Below are 18,935 nucleotides of genomic sequence, written 5' to 3'. Positions count from 1 at the left end.
TATTATTTTAATTTATAAGCTTTAATTGGCTGCTGATTAATTCCTATCAGCAAGGTATTATTTACCGGCAAAATACTTCGTACATCGCCCCGGAGTTGCAAACCCGATTTTGTTTGAGGCACATAAGTAAACTGACCTTTACTGTTTCCCTGTAGTAACACACCATAATTAGCATCGGCCTTGCCAAAGCGCAACCGGGCCAGGTTCTGATTTCCGGCTAGCAGCACATCCGGTTGTCCATCGTAGTTATAATCCAGGGTACTGATGGCATATACCGGAGCATACTGCGATTCTACTGGCAAAGGCATTAATTGCAATTTATGCTGACTATTGCTCAGAAACAAACTCGTTCCTAACCAATTAGCAGATAACTTTTTAGCGCCCTGCAACTCTTCTTTCGTAAAGATATCAGTTAAGCCGGCATCCGCGTAGCTTTTATAATCCGGAAAACGGGTACGCATCATACTAATCTGGTCGAGTAATTCGTCGCGACTCACGTATGGGTAACTCTTGCCTTGCATATATAAGCAAAGAATCGGGTCTATGGAACCATTGTCGTCGAAGTCTTTATAAATTAAATCGGCGGGTTGTTTGTCGCTGGCTTTACATTGGCTATTCAGCCCCATGTTGCCAATTAGTAAATCTGGCTGCTTATCCTGGTTAAAGTCACCTATTAACAATTTGTTCCACCAGCCACTATAACGCTTTGCAAAGTAAGCAGTAGTATTATCCGTTAGATTACCATTCGTGTTGCTAAAAACAGTTACAGGCAGCCACTCGCCAACAATTACTAATTCGTGCTTTTTATCTTGGTTTAAATCTACCCAAGCCGCATCGGTAATCATTCCTAAATGCTCCAGTTGCGGCGCTATATTCCTGGTTTGATCCGTAAACTGCCCTTTGCCGTTATTTATTAAAACATAGCTGCGGGGCACTTCGGGATAACGGCCCGGAATTACTCTGCCACCCACAAATAAATCCAGGGCTCCGTCGCCATTAATATCACTGGACCGTACGCAACTGGTGCTGGTAAGCATCGCAGGCAAAGCATTCGTACTTTTCGTGAAGTTACCTTGGCCATCGCCTAAATAAAGCCGGTCCTGTAACAAAGCATCATCGGGCATAAAATTGTTATACCCCCCACTACACACGTATAAATCCAGCTTTTTATCCTGATTTACATCTATAAATAAAGCATCTACGTCTTCGCTGCCTTTATCTGCCACAAATGCATCATTCGGTTTGGTTATAAACTTACCGCCTTTTTGCTGCAAGTATAACTGACTGGCTTGTCCGGCACTGCCGCCGGCGAATACATCTTCCAGCCCGTCTCCGTTTATATCGGCTTTTACCAGGCAAGGCCCGTTAAAAGATAAAGGATTAACCAGCAAGGGTTGCCGTTTAAAGTCGTTTATACCGGTGGGCTGATGGGTAAAAGCTACAGGCGTGGTTACTGGAGTAAAAACAGGAGATATATTTTTTGGGGCCGGGGTATATAGCCTTCCAGCTTCATCTTCTTTTAAAGTAAGTAACTGATTCGCCTTTATAATACGAAGCACTTGTTGCTTGCCACTTGGCCAAACTATACGCATCGAATCAACGGTAGAAGCAGCTCCTAAACCAATGTGTAAAACCGGTGATACACTAGATTGAAAACCCCTGGTAGGTATCTGCTCTAAAAATTGTTTTTTCCCCTGACTATACGCCGTTATTTTAGCTCCAATGCCAAAAGTATTTTTACCTGCTCCCTGTAGCTTAATTTGTAGATAATTATTATTCAGGTATTTATCGCTCTGGTTCTGGTATATAAAAGCTGGCTGATTTAAGTTATTAATTACTAAATCTAAATCCCCATCATTATCTAAGTCGGCGTAAGCAGCGCCGTTACTGTTAGAAGCTTTATTTAAACCCCAAGCCCGGCTCTGGTCACGAAACTGCACCCCACCGGTATTCTGAAACACATAGTTTACTACGTTTGAGGAGGGCATACTTTTTACCAAGGCGTTTACATCCTCTTCGCGCATATTACCGCCTTTTAGCCGTAGAAAATCGCCCCGGAATTTAATAAAATCCATGTTGGTAAAATCGCGCAGAAAGCCATTGGTCACAAACATATCTTTCCAGCCATCATTATCATAATCCGCTACCAAGGGTGCCCAGCTCCAGTCGGTATTAGACATTCCGCTCATTTGCCCCACCTCGCTGAAAGTACCATTCCCGTTATTTACTTGCAGCATGTTACGCATGTATTGGTAATGAAAACCTACCCGCAAAAACATATTAAAGTGTTCGTAATTATCCGGGGCAAACAATAGTTTCTGCCGCCGGTTATCTTCCGGGAGCATGTCCAGTGTTACAATGTCCGTTAAGGCATCATTATTCAGGTCGGCTACATCATTTCCCATGGAGTAAATGGGAGTATGCCCAATGCCGGATTTTAATTTATCGGTAAAAGTGCCATTGCCATTGTTTATATACAGGTAATCGGGGGCAGAGTAATCGTTAGAAACGTAAATATCCGGCCAACCATCCTGATTTATATCAGAAACCCCGGCGCCTAACCCATAAGTAAAAGCAGAATTTGCTAAACCTGCTTTAGCAGATACATCTTCAAAATGACCTTGATTGTTCTGAAACAACTTTACCCGCATGTTAGGCTCCGGGTGTTTTTTAATTTCGGAGATAGAAATATCATCAAGGTTGCTGAATAATTGTGGGTTATGGTTCAGCAGAAACATATCTAGGTCATTATCCCGGTCAAAATCAAAAAAAGTAGCATTGGTGCTGAAAGAAGAATCGGCTAATCCGTATTGCCGTGCCTGTTCCTGAAAACGGGGAGTACCACTTGCATCTGGTCCTTGGTTGATGAATAATTCATTTAATCGGGCTTCAGGAGGCATGTTACCGGAATAACAAACGTAAATATCGAGTAAGCCGTCGGCGTTTATATCGGCCATGGTAACTCCGGTTTTCCAGGTATTGCGTCGCCCAGCCACGCCCGCTGGTTCGGTTACTTCGGCAAATTGCATGTTACCTTTATTCAGATACAAGCGGTTAGGCGTCATGTTACCGGTGAAATAAATATCCTGCTGACCGTCGTTATTTACATCGCCTACGGCTACTCCTCCCCCATTATAAAAGTATTGGTACATTAACACATTGGCGTACATACTTTCGGTTAAGGTATTGGAGAAATTTACCTGCGTTTTTTCTGGCGCTAACAAAGTAAATAACGGATTCTGGGGGGCATCATCCGTGCTGCTTGGAGCTAAATTCTTTTCTTTTTTGTTGCAACCACTTACTAAACTGATGCTAATTACCAGTATAAAAAATGCACTATGGCGTATAAACTGCATTAAAAATTTTAAATTATTCGGATTATTACTATAGTAAATACTTTTCCGGGAAAATTAATTCCCTTACTATTTATATATAAAACAACCCTGATTTCTTCTGGAAATCAGGGTTGTTTTTGAAAAATTATAACGTATTTTCTTAAACTATTTAGCTGTGACAGCTGAGCTAATTTGATTTTGCAAAGCTTCCAATGCCGAAGCTAAGTACACAAATGGGGAATTCCAGTTAATAGCAATTTCGTTAGAGGCATAAGAACAATCCTGGTCGAGATAAACTTCATCCGGAGAAGTGGCCGTGTAACCACTGCATTTATCTTGCTCTTTCGCCCGGGCGTTAGTGCCCCCGGAAAGTAAACCAGGAACAGGTTCCTCAATACCATCGGCAATGGAAAGCCGGTGGTGCGGATGCATTGTAGATTTTTTACCAAAGCCGGTTAAAAAAGAATATCCCACGGCATTTCGTCCGAGTAAATAATCCAGATTACCCAATGCCCCCTGCAAATATTTTTTATTGTTCGTTAATTTATACGCCTGAATCAAAGCAATTCCTTGGTTAGCCGCAACGGCACTACTCCCCCAAATATAATCTTTTTCGGTTTTACCCATTACCGTGCGGTAGGTTCTTTCGGCAGTACCCGCCAATAAATCATCCGCAAACTGTACTATTTGCTTTTTAATTTCTGGCAAATCTTTTTGTGCCAATGGAGTTAAATTTTTACTAAAACGGGCTAGCGTATAATAGCCAAGCATTTTTACCTGCGCCCACGAAGGTAAAGTAAGCTGATCAGATGTGTTTATTTTAGCGGTGGTATAATAGGTATCTTTCTGAGTAGTTACATACAATTCAGCGCCGGCCCAAGTTAATTCATCGCTAAAGTCCCGATCGCCGTAAGCGCCCGTGGTTACTTTAGGCTCAAACTGTTGATTGATAGTATTTTGATCGTATGTTACATTCGGATTTTTCTGTGCCCATTCCCACGCTTTTACGGCAGCATTCAGGCAAGAATCGGATAGACCTGGCATTTCGCGGTTATATTTTTTATATACCCGGCTGGCTTGGGCCATAACAGCCGCAAAATTCAGAGCAGCGGCGGTGCCTTTTTGTACGACGTAGCGCGGTTTCATGGCTTTATCCGGCATTATCATACCATCAAAAGCAGCATTGGTTAGTTTATGGTATACTCCGCCATCATTGGGGTCTTGCATCGTCAGCATCCAACGTAAGTTCCAGAGCACTTCATCTAAAATATCCGGCACTTGGTTCGTACTTTCGGGTATATTTAACTTTTGTGTTTTAAAATATTCCGGAAAATCTTCGTAGGCGGCTAATAAAGTACCCATAGTAATTCCGCTATTCACAATATATTTATTGTAATCGCCGGCATCGTACCAACCTCGGCGCGAGGATATTACTGTACCAGCTGGCCGCTGGGCCGAAGCAGCGGAGGGATGAACCAGCACCTGGTTATCCGTAGTAGCATGGCCAGCTGGGCGATGCCATTTACCAGCAAATTTTTCGGGTAAATCAGTGGATACCCGCTGAAAATAAAACCCTTTTAGTGAAGCAGCCGCCGCATCTTTATGTACGTTTTTCTGAATCTGAAAAGAATAAGATGTGCCTACTCCCGGAATTTCTACTACATAAGTACCATTAGTTTTAAAAGTACTAAAATCAGCAATTTGGCTAGGCTTCTTAGAAAATTCGCCGGGTTTGCTGGCGGTTAGTTTCCCGGTATAAACTGCTTTTTTTCCCTCCACCGTTTTCACGTAAAAAGTAGCACCTTTTGGTTCGCCTACTACTACGGCCAGTTTTTCGGCCTGTGGGTAAAAGCCAACCTGGTTCAGACGTATATTTTCGGCAGTTTGCTGGGCTTGCAAAGTAAAACCAGGAAATAAGAAGAGCAGGCCGCCCCAGATTTTAAGAGTTTTCCGTTTATTCATTTAGAAAAAAGATTTTTAATTATTCAGATCTTAGTATACATCCATCCTTAGGCAGAAAAGCAACCCATAAAGGTTTTCGTGAAGTATCTTTAAATTATTCTATAAAAATCGATGATTTCACAAGTAGCTTTTTCTAGGTTTAAAAGGCTATTGGTAATTTAGTTGTAGTATAAATTTTACACAATAGCCATAAATACACTAGCCCTGATTAAACAATCAGGGCTAGTGTAGTAGTATTCACAGGTCAGTAGCTATAATACTTATAAAAAAGCTGTTATTGGCTACTATCTGCAACGTTTCTTATAATTTATATAATTAGTTACTTGCTACTTTAATACCGAATAACTAGAATACTATAATTATTGTACGGCATTAACTATTCGCATATTGTCGATAGCAATAGTGGCGGGTACATCTGCTGTATTGCCGTTAACAATTACTACCCGATAGGTTTTTACGCCAGATTTATTTCCTTTTAACAAATCTCCGTATTTAGCCAATTTTGTACTGCCGTTAACCAGGTTGGCTAAAGGAACAGCAACGGTGTACCATTTGCCATCCTTGCTACGCACAAAATCTTTTAAATTAACGTTAGCCGTAATTTCTTTGTCGGTTGCTTCCTGCGTCATTACTTGCAATTGAATTCCTTCTAAAGAGGCAATATTAGCCACTGCCACTTCCATTCTTGCTTCGTAGTTAGCTATAGGATCTTCCAATTTATAAATAGAAGCCGGCTCAGTAGGGAATATTTGGGCTCCACCCCAATCGGCCAGGTTAATTACTTTATCGTTTGACCAACCGTAAGCACCTGGAAGAGCCATGTTGATTAAACCAAACTTACCATCAATTGGTGTTATTCCAGATGCCGAATTCGTAATATTATCAGCAGGAATTCCCCAACCAAATGGATTTTTATCGTCGAAGTTTCCTACCATACCTACGCTATACAGTTTGGTTTTGCCGTTAGCTGCTGATTTTCCACTTTCGGTTGTTACAACTACATTGCCTTGCGCCGGATTAACGACCGTTGGAACAGTAACGTTAAGTGTTAAACCATCTGGAGAAGCAGTAAGGTTAGTACCTTCTGCACCCCCCGGAAAAGTAACACCTTTTACAAAGTAAAAATATTTACCATATAAGGTTAGGGTTTCGCCGGCTTTTACATATTCATTGCTCATAGCTTCTATAATGGGAGCTGGTGGCAGAACTGTAAAGTCATAAGTAGACTCACCTTTAGAATTTCCTACAATTAATTTATTAGAAACAGTAGCCGAGGTTGCTACAGTAGGAGTTAATTGTGGAATTGTAACAATAAGGTAGTTTTTGGAAGCATACGCCGAGTTGAAAGAAGCATTATATCCGTTAAAGGAAATGTACTGGGCATTTTCTAAATTTTGCCCTTTAATAACAATAGTAGAACCTAAAGTTGATTGAGTAAAGGTACTATCCGCCTTTGCGGGGTTCATAGAACGTACTGCCTCAATTACGGGAGCAGCTTTAGCTTTGGCTGGCTCAGTAGGATCTTCCTCTTGACAGGAGTAGAGCATTCCTACTAAAAAGAACAAGATCAGAAAACTTATTCGGTTCATTGACTTATTTATAAATTTATTCATATAACATTTATTTTATCTATCTGCCCTAATCATATTTAGGGCAGATAGGAAATTAACTTTTATTCAAACTGATAAGGAACAGGTGTTTTCCGTAAGTTAGGAGCCCGGCTAAGTTCTGCTGCAGGTAAAGGCACATAGAAACTAGATTCCGTAACAGAGTAAAACTGCGGCGTAACAGATTCAATGGTCCAGGAAGTAGCGTTTACTTTTGCGTTTGGCGTAATCCGGTAAGTTCCTCTGTCCTGCTGACTCAGTTTCTGTAAAGCTAAATTTGGATTATAATAATGCAGCCGAGTAATATCATACCAGGATTGTCCTTCCATAGCAAGTTCAGTCCGTCTTTCTTTATAAATATCCTCCCAGGTAATAGAAGTTTTTGCTGGCACACCCGCTCTTACCCGTACTTCGTTAAAAGCTTGTAAGGCCGATGCATCTGATGTAGAGGCTGAGTTTCCTAAAATTGCTTCTGCATATACTAATAATACTTCTGCATACCGCATCAGATAAGTCTGAATTTCAGTTCCCATCTGTACAACTCTTCCATCGTTATCTTCCGGACGGCCTACTACGTACTTTTTGATATTGGCGCGGGTTTTATATGTATCTGCACCGTTATTATCGGTAGTTACCTGAAGCGGACGTTTGATTTTGGCACCTGGTTTATTAGGGTCGTTTACTTCTTCGGTAATGTAAGAATAAGTATCACCAGGGAACATGTAGGTAGCTTTTCTACGCTTATCCCCTTCTTCATACGTTTTCAGGATGTCCATAGTAGCACCGTGGTCACCACCCCAACCATCACCAAAACCGGTGATGCTAGAAGAAAAGGCCATATAAGCTTGCTGCGTGTTTTGAGCACCCCAATAGGTATTTCCACCATTGTACACCCACTGCAAGGCAGCTACAGTCTCTTCGTTTCCGTTGTTTTTTGTTAAATATAAATCCTCGTAACTAGGTAGCAACTTATAATAGTTAGCATCCATTACAGATTTAGAGTAGTAAGCCGCGCTATCTAAATCCGACTGACGACGAGTACCATTTGCTCCTACACCCGCCCGGGTCAGGAACATCCGGGACAACATTGCTTGAGCAGAATATTTAGTAAGTCGTGATTTTTGAACTGGCACCGCAGGTAAAACTTTAGAGGCGTATCTGATATCCCGGATAATAAATTCCCAAATACTTTCTACAGTATTAGGAGCTAAAGAGGTATCCGTAAAAGCTTTGGTATTATCCTCTAACAGCGGCACTGCTCCCCAGGTTTGCACCAGGTAAGAATAAGCTAAACCCCTAAAGAAGCGAGCCTCTCCAATAGCATGTTGTTTAATATTACCAGGTACTGCGTCTGAAGCATACTTGTTTACGTTGTTGATAACGGCATTAGATTGCCCAACAATGTTAAAAAATGATTGCCAGGCGCCATTTACTGATTCTTGCGTAGCAGTACTAGCCAACCGAACGTGCTCCATCTCATAAGAAGGAGAAAAGAATGTTCCGCCCCGGCCATCGCCAATACCTACTGCCGCCTTGTCGTTATAGCCAAACCATACACCGCTATACAGTGGGGCAGTTGCCATTAACACCTGGTCCGTTGTTTTATAATACTGTATATCAGTAATTTGACTTAATGGCGGACGATCCAGAAAATCATCTTTACAGCTGGTAACTAATCCTAAAAGCATCAGGCCGGCCGCATATTTTTTTAAATCTATCTTAAACATTTTTTGCATTTTAATTAATTAAAAATCAACTCCTACACTAAAAGTGTACATCGGGGTAAGCGGATAACGACCATAATCTACCCCAATCGTTTGCGCACTTACTTGGGCATCCCGACCTACATAAGCACCTACCTCCGGATCAAATCCTTTGTATTTGGTGAAAGTATAAAGGTTCTGTATACCAAAAGTTAAGCGGGCACCTTGTACTATATTTTGTTTGGCTAAGAAGGCTTTAGGAACATTGTAACCAAGCTGCACATTTTTCAAACGGATGTAGGATCCATCTTCTACATATTTATTGGTGATCCGTTGGAAGTTACCGTTCACGTTAGTAGCAGTGATCCGGGGTACATCGTAACCTGGATTGGTTAATACCGGATTAGCAGCATCGCCACCTATTCTGGCATAATTATAAGTCTCTTTCATCATGTTCTGACCAACATTGATGTTATTTGGGTTGGTATTATAGAAGCGTACATAGTTGTAAACATCGTTACCATAAGAACCCGTTAACAATACCATTAAGTCAAAACCTTTGTAATTGAAAGTATTCGTCATACCAAAAGTTGCCTTTGGCCAAGGATTACCGATAAAAGTCTGATCTCTTTCGTCAATCATACCATCCTCATTAATGTCCTTGTATTTAGTATCACCTACCCAAACACCATCAGTAGCCGATACAGGTAACTCCACTCCATTACGGGTTGGTAAAGCACTCGCTTCAATTTCTTCTTTAGACTGGAAAATACCTTCTTCGATATAACCATAGAATTGCCAAGGAGCCTGACCCACAACCGCACGTTGGGTAAAAGCTCTCATAAACCAAGCCGAACGCTCCACAATAGCAGAAGCAGAATAGAACTCAGTTACTTTAGGACGGAAGCCGGAAACATTGAAGTTTGTATTCCAGGTAAATCCACCCCGGTCAATATTAACAGTATTCAAGCTTATGGCATATCCTCTATTTTCCAGGGAGCCGATGTTTACGGTTGGTTTTCCAATACTGCCGTTTCCGGTAGCACCTAAATAATCAGGTAATGGTAAGGTCATTAACAGGTTATCAGTTTTCTTAATGTAGAAATCACCTTCTAACTGAATCCTGTTTTGCAGTAAAGCAATATTAAATCCTATGTTATTAGTCTTGGTTTCTTCCCACTGTAAAGCAGGGTTACCATACTGACCAACCACAAAACCGGATCCCCAGGTAGTAGGAATGGTGCTCATAGGAGAATAAATACCGCCAGAACCTTGGTTACCGGTTAAACCTGTTTCAAAACGAAGTTTAAAATCGTTAATAAGCGGTATAGATTTCATGAAAGGTTCTTGCGAAATATTCCAGGCAGCAGAAACGGATGGGAAAACTCCCCAACGGTTATCCGGTCCGAAGTTAGAAGAACCATCAGTCCGGATAGCTCCCTGTAATACATACTTTTCATTAAAGGTGTAAATAACCCGGCCTAAATAAGATTCCAGTGCCCAATCGCTTAGATTACTGTTGTTGGTTTGACCTTGAGAATTACCCGCACTTAACACCGGGAAATCGTTAGATAAAAAGCCTTGTCTCTGGCCTGAAATATCCTGATATCTTCCAGACTGGGATTCGTGGCTAGCCATGGCATTGATAGCGTGCTTGCCTATGGTTTTATTATATTGTAGTAATTGGTTCCAGTTCCAATAAGTACTCGCTGTATTACTTGTATTTAAGGTAGCAGTTGGATTATTACGACCACCTATCTGGTAAGAAGGAACAAAGTAATTGGAGTTATTAAAATTAGCATTACCACTTAAAGAAGTACGGAAAGTTAATCCTTTCAAAAGATTTACTTCCGCATTCAAGCCGCCAATAACGCCTCTTCTGAGTAAATCGTTTTGAACTAAATTAGCCATGGCAATCGGGTTCAAAGGAGTATATTGAACAGCCGCTCCGTTGGTTTCGTCTGCACCACCCCAGGTACCATTTGGATTTACTACCGGAATTGCAGGAGACATTTGCAAGGCGGTTAAGATAACATTTTCCTGCGTAGAGGATAAGTTTTCATTTGTTTGGTTAACCGATAAATTAGTAGATAATTTAAGCCACTTACGCGCTTGGTTATCTACATTTAACCGGAAAGAGTAACGTTTGAAATTTGAACCAACAGCAATACCATCCTGATTAAAGTATTCACCTGAAACATAAACCTGGCTTTTTTCTCCTCCACCGGACAAGCTAAGCTGGTGCTTTTGTAAAGGAGCTCTTTTAAATAATGCCTCCTGCCAGTTTGTTCCGGCACCTAATATTGAAGGATCCTGAAAATCCAAGTTTGGCGTTGCTCCGGTTAATACCCGCATTTCATTCGTCATTTGAGCATATTCCTGCAGACTCATTACTTCAACGGCTTTTGGCTTATCCTGCAAAGAGTAGGTATAACCGTAATTTATTTTCATGTCGCCGGACTTACCTCTTTTAGTAGTAATTAAAACTACCCCGTTCGTTCCTCTGGAACCATAAAGAGCAGTGGCCGATGGCCCCTGCAGGATCTCCATATTTTCAATATCTGCTGGGTTTAATCCAGCTAATGGATTAGACGAACTGGTAGCTCCAAAACCAACATTACCTGGCTGAATTTGAACACCATCTACTACATAAAGAGGCTCGTTTGTACCATTAATGGAATTAATACCACGTACGTTTACCGAAACACCCCCACCCGGTTGGCCTGTATTTTGGGTAACATAAACACCCGCGGCCCGGCCTTGAATAGCTTGTTCAATAGTAGTATTAACTGTTTTCTCGATTTCTTTTGCTCCAATGGTAGTTTGTGCACTGGTTAAATCACTGCGTTTAATTTCACCGTAACCAGTAATAACTACCTCATTTAATGCCTTAGCATCTTCTTTTAAAGAAACGTTAATTTGCGCTTTGTTGCCAACTGTAACTTCCTGGCTCACAAAACCAATGTAGGATATTACTAATACATCGGTATTAGCAGCTTCCAGCGAAAAATTACCGTTTACATCAGAAGCTGTTCCGGTTGAAGTTCCTTTTATTAATATACTTACCCCAGGTAATCCTTGATTATCAACTGCTGAGATTACTTTACCGGTTATAGGGTGTTTTCCGGACGCAGTCTGAGCAAAGCTAGTAGAAATAGACAGGCTTATAACAGTTAATAGTAATACCAAAATGCGCCCGGCTTGCGGCAAGCTACAAATTGAATTACGCAACACGTTATTCCTGTATTGGTACTTGTTTTTCATCATAAATAATAGTTAATTAAAATAATTGTGTTTAATGCGGTTTAAAGTTGAAAAATAGCTTCTAAGTCTAACCTAGAAGGCAGCTTAATAGTCCAAATTGTTTTATCTGTTTTAGAGTTAAGTATAATTGATAAGTGTTATTTAAATTTCCGACCCAGCAAGCAATCAAAATCAAACGGAGCGTCTGATAAGTTGAACAACATTCAAATATTTAAAAAGTAATAAAAAGCAAGACATAGCTTTAAGCAACGCGCTTTTATATAAATACGCGTTTATAAATTTACCAACACTACTGTTAACAAAAGACTATTAAATGTTTCTAATATGGATACAGAATGTTAACTGAAAGGGGTAAAATGTCACCTAATAGGTTGTTTTCTGTTACATATACCTACTTTAAACACGTATAAAGGTATTTCACCCAGGTATTACCTAAGAAAAACCAATTTGTAAGTTTTACAATAACTAAAAAGAAACATTTAGTATATAATCGTCTTAACTACTAATTCTTCATCAACACATTGCTTATTTTATTAAAAAATAATTAAGCAATGAACCGGTTTAATAAAGAAAATACAATCACTATTTCAATGCTCATCAAAGCGCACTTTTCTAAGATAAGTACAACTAAATAGAAATCATTATACAACATTAAAGCAGTAGCAGAAACATTTTATCCCCGCTTACTTACTCATTAATGCCGGCATTATAAGTATACATGTCGCCCTGGCTGACACTCACCACAACTGTATGGAAACCCTAAAATCCTCCACCATATTTACTGATATTGAAAAGTGAGAAATCAGGCAGAAAAATAGTTATACTGAAATTGGCTTTTATCCTTCACAAAATCAGACAAAGATTTGGGTATATCTGATTGTAAGCGCCTAGTTTTAGAAAGAAACAGTAAGGTAATTTTTGGTATATTGGCCATATTTTTACTAAAATTCTGCTGGTATATGCCAGAAAATCTGTATATTTAGCTATGCCGGCAGTTGTAAATCGAACCTTAGATACTTATTTTGATAAGTACGCTGAAAGCCATGAAAATCCAGTAAATAAGCTTATTCACTGGATTTGCGTACCATTAATTGTCTTTAGTTTGTTGGGTTTGGTATGGTCTATTCCTTTTCCGCAACTTAGCTTTTTAGGTGCCGCTCAACGGTACTTTAACTGGGCTACTTTCCTGATTATTTTTTCTATTATTTACTATTTCCGCTTATCTGTTCCTCTGGCTCTTACTATGTTGCTAATAATTTCAGTGTTTTCGGCTATTATTATTACGCTAGAGATATTGCATCGGGAAAACGGGTGGCTCCCACTCTGGCAAGTCTGCTTGTATATTTTTGTTCTGGCCTGGATTGGTCAGTTCATTGGGCATAAAATAGAAGGCAAAAAACCTTCTTTCCTCGACGATCTAAAATTTTTATTAATTGGTCCTCTCTGGTTACTTCATTTTATTTTTAAAAAAGTAGGGTTAAGGTACTAACCCATTCCTGCATCTTACATTTACTTTTTTAAACCGCTTGTGAGGGGAGACTTTCCAATTGGTTCTTTCGCGCGTAAATGATGGGCAAGAAAGCTTAGGCCCGGATATTTATTAATCTTAAGGCTAATAACAATTCTCCGCCCACATGAACCGTACTTTTGCTTAGTAAATAATAGAAGTAGCTTGTCCCGAACCAGCCGGTACCAACACATACCTACCAAATAACCGTTTATCGGCTATAACATTATTCTGCATCAGGGCCGAAATAGTATCTACAGTAGAGGCTACGTTTACTTTGGCATCTAATTGCAACTCTAATCCGGTTTTCCAAAAGCGCCAGAATAAAACGCCCAAGCCAGTATTGGCGGCAATTCCTTTGCTGTTTTTATCATTATTATAGGCCAATTGAATATCGCCGGTTCTTACAAAGTAAATTTTATTAATACCATCCTTCCGATTAGTAGTATCTTTTTCTATGTTTAACCTATAGTTCTCGAGAGCAAACTAGGCCTGAATTTTTGTCGTGAAGAATACTAGACAAGAAAACAAGCAAATTGATTTGCAGATATTGTTTATACGGGTAGGTTTTGGGATTCACATCGAAATGGCTTTTTTAATCCGGATAAAATTCTTCTAACAGAAGCAAAATGTCTTATGCTAACTTTTCCGAAAGCGGCTAAACAGTATAAAATCGAAGCACTGCTTGCTTTAAGGTAAAAACACATACCCCTTATACCTATTCCTCTGACTTATAAGCAATTTAGAAATTACTATTTAAAGCAAACCAATTTTTCAAAGAACAACTTTATAAACATTGTACTAAAAAAGCAACTAATAATTATATAAAAACTAATAATGGTTTGAGTTAGATTACAGCATGATTTAACGTAAACTCGTAGTAAAAACTTTATGCACTTATAACAACTATAAATAAAAAAGCCACTCCGAAGAGCGGCTTTAAAGAACTATAATTTTAATAATAAATAGCAGTTTGTTTTAATATTTACCAAGCCAAAGCGTTGCGGTTCATTTATCTATGCTACCCTCTTTCTTTTTAAACTAGAGAAGCTTAAAAAACCTTTTTTAAGCTTCTCTAGTTTACTTACTAAATAAAATTCGGTACATCCAGGCGTTTAGTAATCCGGTACGCAGCATTCATTAAACCTACGTGGCTGTAGGCCTGCGGGAAATTACCCCACTGACTACCCGTAGTGGCATCTACGTCCTCACTTAGTAAACCTAAATGGTTGGTATAAGCCAGCAGTCGTTCAAACTCCCGACCGGCATCTTGTAATCGTCCGACGCAGGCCAGCGACTCAACATACCAGAAAGAACAAATCAGGAAAGTAGTTTCCGGAATACCAAAATCGTCCTGGTGGCGGTAGCGGTAAAATAATCCGTTGGGTGTTTTTAATTCCTGCTCCAGGTTGCGCAAATGAGAATGTGCCCTTTCCGAATTCGGATCTAAGTAACCCATTAAAATTAACTGCATGGTACTGGCATCCAGGTGAGGCGAGCCAATGGCATTGGTGTAAACTCCCCGTACAGGATCGTAACAAGCCTCTATTTTACTAGCTGCTTCGTTCATCAGGCGCTCGGCCATTTGCGCCATTTCCTGATTTTGCAGGTAATTGGCTATTTTTAAAGCTGCTTTACTACCCGCCCAATGAAACAAGTACGTATAGCAATGATACTGGGCAAAATTACGGAACTCCCACAAACCGGCATCGGGTATATCCATGGTGCGCTGAATGTGGTAGAGTGTTTTATAAATAAGCTTTTCGGATTCTACCCTTTCTTCCCCGATAAACCGGCGGTCTACGTACAAAGGCAACAAGGCTACGAGTACCTGGCCATACACATCGTTCTGAATGTGCGTATACGCATCATTTCCAATCCGGACGGGTTTATTACCTAAATAACCATCCAAATGGTCGAGTTCTTTTTCAATTAAATCGGTGCTGGTACTAATGGAGTAAAGCGGCTGAAACTTATCTTTGGCTTTGGCCGACACATTGGCAATGTAATGGAAATACCGCTCCAACTCCTCAAAGTGACCAATGTTATTGAAAGCCGTTAAAATATAATACGTATCGCGCATCCAGCAAAAACGATAATCCCAGTTGCGGGTACTATGAGGCGCTTCGGGTAAGCTAGTTGTAGTAGCGGCTATAATAGCTCCGGTGTCTTCGTACTGGTGCAGTTTTAAAGCTAAGGCCGAACGAATAACCTGGGTTTGGTAAAAGTTACTGATGCTAGTATTTTTTACCCAATTGCGCCAATATTTAATGGTATTGGTCAAAAACACTTCGGCGGTACTTTCCAAGGGAGCTTCCAAAGGTGCGCCGTAAGTCATTACCAGGTACTTAGGCTCATTTAGCACAAAATGTTCTTTATCCAGAATGTAGCTTAATGAAATATTAGTAGTTAACCGAACTTCTTCTTCCATACCCAGAAATGCGATATGATTGCTACTACGGCGCTGATCTAACTTATGAGCACCATACTGCCCCACCGGTTCACAACATACTTTCACCCGCGGCGAACCAGCCAAGGGTTCTATTTTACGAATGAACATAAGCGGCTTGTAATACCGATCGTACTGCGAAAAACGAGGAGCAAAATCGGTTATCCGGTAGCGGCCATCTTCATTTTCTATTTCGGTGCATAGCACATTGGTATTTTCAATGTAATATTGATAACTGTTATAGGAAGAAGTGCTGGGTTGAATACTAAATTCTCCGCCTTTTTTTTTGTCGAGCAAATCGCCAAATACAAAGCTAGAATCGAAACGAGGCCAACACAACCAGGCCACGCTGGTATCTTTCCGGATGAGGGCGAGGTAAGCACAGTTACCAATCAAGCCCATATCATAAGTATGTTTTTGCTGCATCAGGATAGTTTATATAATGTATAAGTATCAAACAGATCAGGAATAAGTACATCACCCAATCTACTTGTAATTCTGACTGATACGCAAGTTCGTTGTCAGTCGTTCTGAAATGATGAAAATGAAAGAAATAGAATAATTGTTTATTATTTACCAATTCGCTTAAAGCTATTGGATAACAAAAGATAAACAACTAGAAATGAAGCGTTTTAAAACGCTGGTGCTACCTTGTTGTAGCGGTAACAGAAATTAAAAAAATTTACTTTTTCTATCCGGAAGAAGTTTAGTCTTAATTGTTTTCCCTACTTCTTCCGGATAGATAACCCATAACCACCAGATTTCTATTAAGGCAAACCTACCATTAATGTAAGTTCTGGTTTCAGGAATAATTTTTGGCTTCTGGCTGATCCACGGATGGTTCCGGACAAGATGAATCTTTTAAGTTGCCTAGAGTTTGTAACAGATTTCTGACATCTTTTACCGAACCTAAGTGAAACTGGGCCATTGATCGTTGAGCGCCCACTTTAATAGTAAAAGTTCCGCGGGGCATAAGCTGGAACATATCTTCATCCGTACGATCGTCGCCGATAGCCATAATAAAATCCGAAGGATACATTTCGAGCCAGCGGGTAGCGGCCAAACCTTTATTTACTTCTAAATTTTTAATTTCTACTATTTTATTCCCTTCCATTACCTGCAGGTTAATATTAGAAGCAATATAACCCAGGTGATGAATTAAATCGCGCGAGCGCAGTTTGCCTAGGCCACTGGCTACCCGCCGGTAATGCCACACCAAAGAGTAATCTTTTTCTTCGATAAAAGAACCTGCCGTACGCTTAACATAAGCTTCCATAATGGGCCTAATCTCCCGTTTCCAATCGTTTTTTAAACTCAGAATAGTTTCCCAGTTTACTTCCTGCCGTTTTAGCCAAACGCCGTGTTCCGCAATTAAATCAACCGGTAAATGTCCGAGCCAGGTTTCTAACGTCTGCCGGTCGCGGCCACTTATAATAACTACCCGGTTGCAATTATCGGCTGTTAGCTGCTCTAAAATAGTAAGCAATTCCTGGTCGGGCCCGGCTTGGAGCGGATCTTTCGTAAAGGAGGTTAGAGTACCGTCATAATCCAAGAAAATGAGGCGCGGTATTTTTTGCTGATATTGCTGTTTTAAATTATCCAGGGCCTCTCCGGATAAAGGATCCGTTAAATAAGATTGTTGTTTGATTTTCACGTAACTCAACCGGTCCATAAATACTTTTACCCATTGGTGAATATCGTAGGTCTTAATTAAGGTTTGCATGGCGTTCATTTGCGCTATTTGCTCTTCCTCCGGTAATATCAGCGCTTCGTGAATAGCATCCGCCATCTGGACAATATTATTCGGATTAATTTGAATAGCATCCGATAATTCCTGCGCCGCGCCCGCCATTTCACTCAAAATTAAAACACCTTTTTGATCATACTTCGACGCAATATATTCTTTACTGACCAGGTTCATTCCATCACGCATGGGTGTTACTAAACCTACATCCGCCAAGCGGTAAAAGGCCGATATTTCGTTTAAAGGAAAAGACCGGTAAAAATACTGAATGGGGTTCCAGCTAATGGTGCGGTACGAACTGTTAATGCGGCCCACTAATTCGTCTATCTCTTCTTTCAGGCGTTTATATTTCTCCACGGTATCGCGCGAGGGAACCACAATCATTACCAGGGATACTTTTTCCTGAAACTCAGGATAGCGCTTTAAAAACAACTCAAAGGCAGATAAACGATTCGGAATACCTTTTGAATAATCTAAGCGGTCGATGGAAATAATAATGCGTTGGGTGCCAATCGCCGCCCGGAATTCGTCTGCTATTCGAATAGTTTCTTTGGCCGAAGCGAGCGTAGCGTATTTTTCGTAATCAATACCCATCGGGAAAGCATCAATCAAAACTGCCCGCCGGCCGGTTTCAATTAAACCATGTAAATTACTATATCCCAACAAGCGATTGGCCGAACTCAGAAAATGGCGCATATCGTCGTAGGTATGAAATCCAATCAAATCGGCGCCTAACATACCTTGTATAATTTCGCGGCGCCAGGGCAATAACCGAAATATTTCGAACGAGGGAAACGGAATATGCTGGAAGAAACCAATGCTAACCCCTGGTAGTTTCTCGCGGATAAGTTGCGGCAATAAAAGTAACTGGTAATCATGCACCCAAATAGTATCTTCGGGTTGCGCAAATTTTATAATTTCCTCGCAAAATTTTTGATTAACGGCTACGTAGGCTTCCCAAAGTTGCTGCTCGTAAATGGCATATTGGCTAAAATAATGAAAAGTAGGCCATAACGTTTCGTTACTAAAGCCCTCGTAATATTCTTTTACTTCTGTTTCTGTGAGAAACACCGGCTGCATGTTTTCTTTTAGTAAAGCTTCGCGCACGTATTCCTGATCTTGTTCTTCCTCTAAAGGTAAACCTGGCCAGCCAATCCATAAGTTATCACCTTGTTTGTACACCGAACCTAAACCGGTGGCCAGTCCTCCTTCGCTTGGCTCTAAAGTTATATTTCCTTCTTTTTTCTGCGCTTTTAACGGGAGCCGGTTAGATACAATAATAATTCTTGACATAAGTGTGTTTAGCAGTTTTATCTGTTTAAGGATAATAGGGAATAAAGCCTGCTTCTTTCTCTTAAAAATTG

The 18,935-nt window shown here is 40.3% G+C and carries 9 protein-coding genes; 1 reads left to right on the top strand and 8 read right to left on the bottom strand.

Annotated features, from left to right (window positions below; all coding sequences use genetic code 11):
• Positions 1-2 precede the first annotated feature (2 nt).
• The 5 genes from HUW48_RS01240 to HUW48_RS01220 form a co-directional block, all read right to left on the bottom strand.
• A complete protein-coding gene (locus tag HUW48_RS01240; RefSeq protein WP_182413945.1) occupies positions 3-3,356 on the bottom strand; it encodes a VCBS repeat-containing protein in 3,354 nt (1,117 codons plus the stop codon).
• Positions 3,357-3,500: 144 nt separating this feature from the next.
• Positions 3,501-5,297 carry a glycoside hydrolase family 9 protein gene (locus HUW48_RS01235; protein WP_182413944.1) on the bottom strand — a complete coding sequence of 599 codons (1,797 nt, stop codon included), beginning with the start codon at positions 5,295-5,297 and terminating at the stop codon, positions 3,501-3,503.
• A gap of 359 nt (positions 5,298-5,656) precedes the next feature.
• The gene (locus HUW48_RS01230; protein WP_182413943.1) at positions 5,657-6,886 is read right to left on the bottom strand and encodes a glycan-binding surface protein; all 1,230 of its coding nucleotides are present in this window, start codon (positions 6,884-6,886) and stop codon (positions 5,657-5,659) included.
• A gap of 83 nt (positions 6,887-6,969) precedes the next feature.
• Complete coding sequence (locus HUW48_RS01225; RefSeq protein WP_182413942.1) at positions 6,970-8,631, bottom strand: RagB/SusD family nutrient uptake outer membrane protein; 1,662 nt, start codon at positions 8,629-8,631, stop codon at positions 6,970-6,972.
• An 18-nt stretch (positions 8,632-8,649) separates the two neighbouring features.
• Positions 8,650-11,874: a SusC/RagA family TonB-linked outer membrane protein gene (locus HUW48_RS01220; RefSeq protein WP_182413941.1), complete on the bottom strand. Its 3,225-nt coding sequence runs from the start codon at positions 11,872-11,874 to the stop codon at positions 8,650-8,652.
• Positions 11,875-12,856: 982 nt separating this feature from the next.
• Here HUW48_RS01220 and HUW48_RS01215 point away from each other — a divergent pair.
• Positions 12,857-13,360 (top strand): Mpo1 family 2-hydroxy fatty acid dioxygenase, encoded by a 504-nt coding sequence (locus HUW48_RS01215; RefSeq protein WP_182413940.1) that lies wholly within the window; start codon positions 12,857-12,859, stop codon positions 13,358-13,360.
• A gap of 162 nt (positions 13,361-13,522) precedes the next feature.
• Here HUW48_RS01215 and HUW48_RS01210 read toward each other — a convergent pair whose 3' ends face one another.
• The 3 genes from HUW48_RS01210 to HUW48_RS01200 form a co-directional block, all read right to left on the bottom strand.
• Entirely contained in the window at positions 13,523-13,765 is a 243-nt protein-coding gene (locus HUW48_RS01210) for a hypothetical protein (RefSeq protein WP_182413939.1), read from the bottom strand.
• A gap of 700 nt (positions 13,766-14,465) precedes the next feature.
• Positions 14,466-16,253, bottom strand: coding sequence for a glycoside hydrolase family 15 protein (locus tag HUW48_RS01205; protein WP_182413938.1), 1,788 nt, complete (start codon positions 16,251-16,253; stop codon positions 14,466-14,468).
• A 376-nt stretch (positions 16,254-16,629) separates the two neighbouring features.
• Complete coding sequence (locus HUW48_RS01200; RefSeq protein WP_182413937.1) at positions 16,630-18,864, bottom strand: bifunctional alpha,alpha-trehalose-phosphate synthase (UDP-forming)/trehalose-phosphatase; 2,235 nt, start codon at positions 18,862-18,864, stop codon at positions 16,630-16,632.
• Positions 18,865-18,935 lie beyond the last annotated feature (71 nt).

It is taken from the genome of Adhaeribacter radiodurans, assembly GCF_014075995.1.
GTDB lineage: Bacteria > Bacteroidota > Bacteroidia > Cytophagales > Hymenobacteraceae > Adhaeribacter > Adhaeribacter radiodurans.
Note: the sequence above shows the minus strand (reverse complement) of the source record. Positions and strands in the feature narration are given on the sequence as shown.

Bases quoted from the DNA above. Each gene is read 5' to 3' on its own strand.
- HUW48_RS01240 (WP_182413945.1), bottom strand. From the start codon at position 3,356: ATGCAGTTTATACGCCATAGTGCATTTTTTATACTGGTAATTAGCATC.
- HUW48_RS01235 (WP_182413944.1), bottom strand. From the start codon at position 5,297: ATGAATAAACGGAAAACTCTTAAAATCTGGGGCGGCCTGCTCTTCTTA.
- HUW48_RS01230 (WP_182413943.1), bottom strand. From the start codon at position 6,886: ATGAACCGAATAAGTTTTCTGATCTTGTTCTTTTTAGTAGGAATGCTC.
- HUW48_RS01225 (WP_182413942.1), bottom strand. From the start codon at position 8,631: ATGTTTAAGATAGATTTAAAAAAATATGCGGCCGGCCTGATGCTTTTA.
- HUW48_RS01220 (WP_182413941.1), bottom strand. From the start codon at position 11,874: ATGATGAAAAACAAGTACCAATACAGGAATAACGTGTTGCGTAATTCA.
- HUW48_RS01215 (WP_182413940.1), top strand. From the start codon at position 12,857: ATGCCGGCAGTTGTAAATCGAACCTTAGATACTTATTTTGATAAGTAC.
- HUW48_RS01205 (WP_182413938.1), bottom strand. From the start codon at position 16,253: ATGCAGCAAAAACATACTTATGATATGGGCTTGATTGGTAACTGTGCT.
- HUW48_RS01200 (WP_182413937.1), bottom strand. From the start codon at position 18,864: ATGTCAAGAATTATTATTGTATCTAACCGGCTCCCGTTAAAAGCGCAG.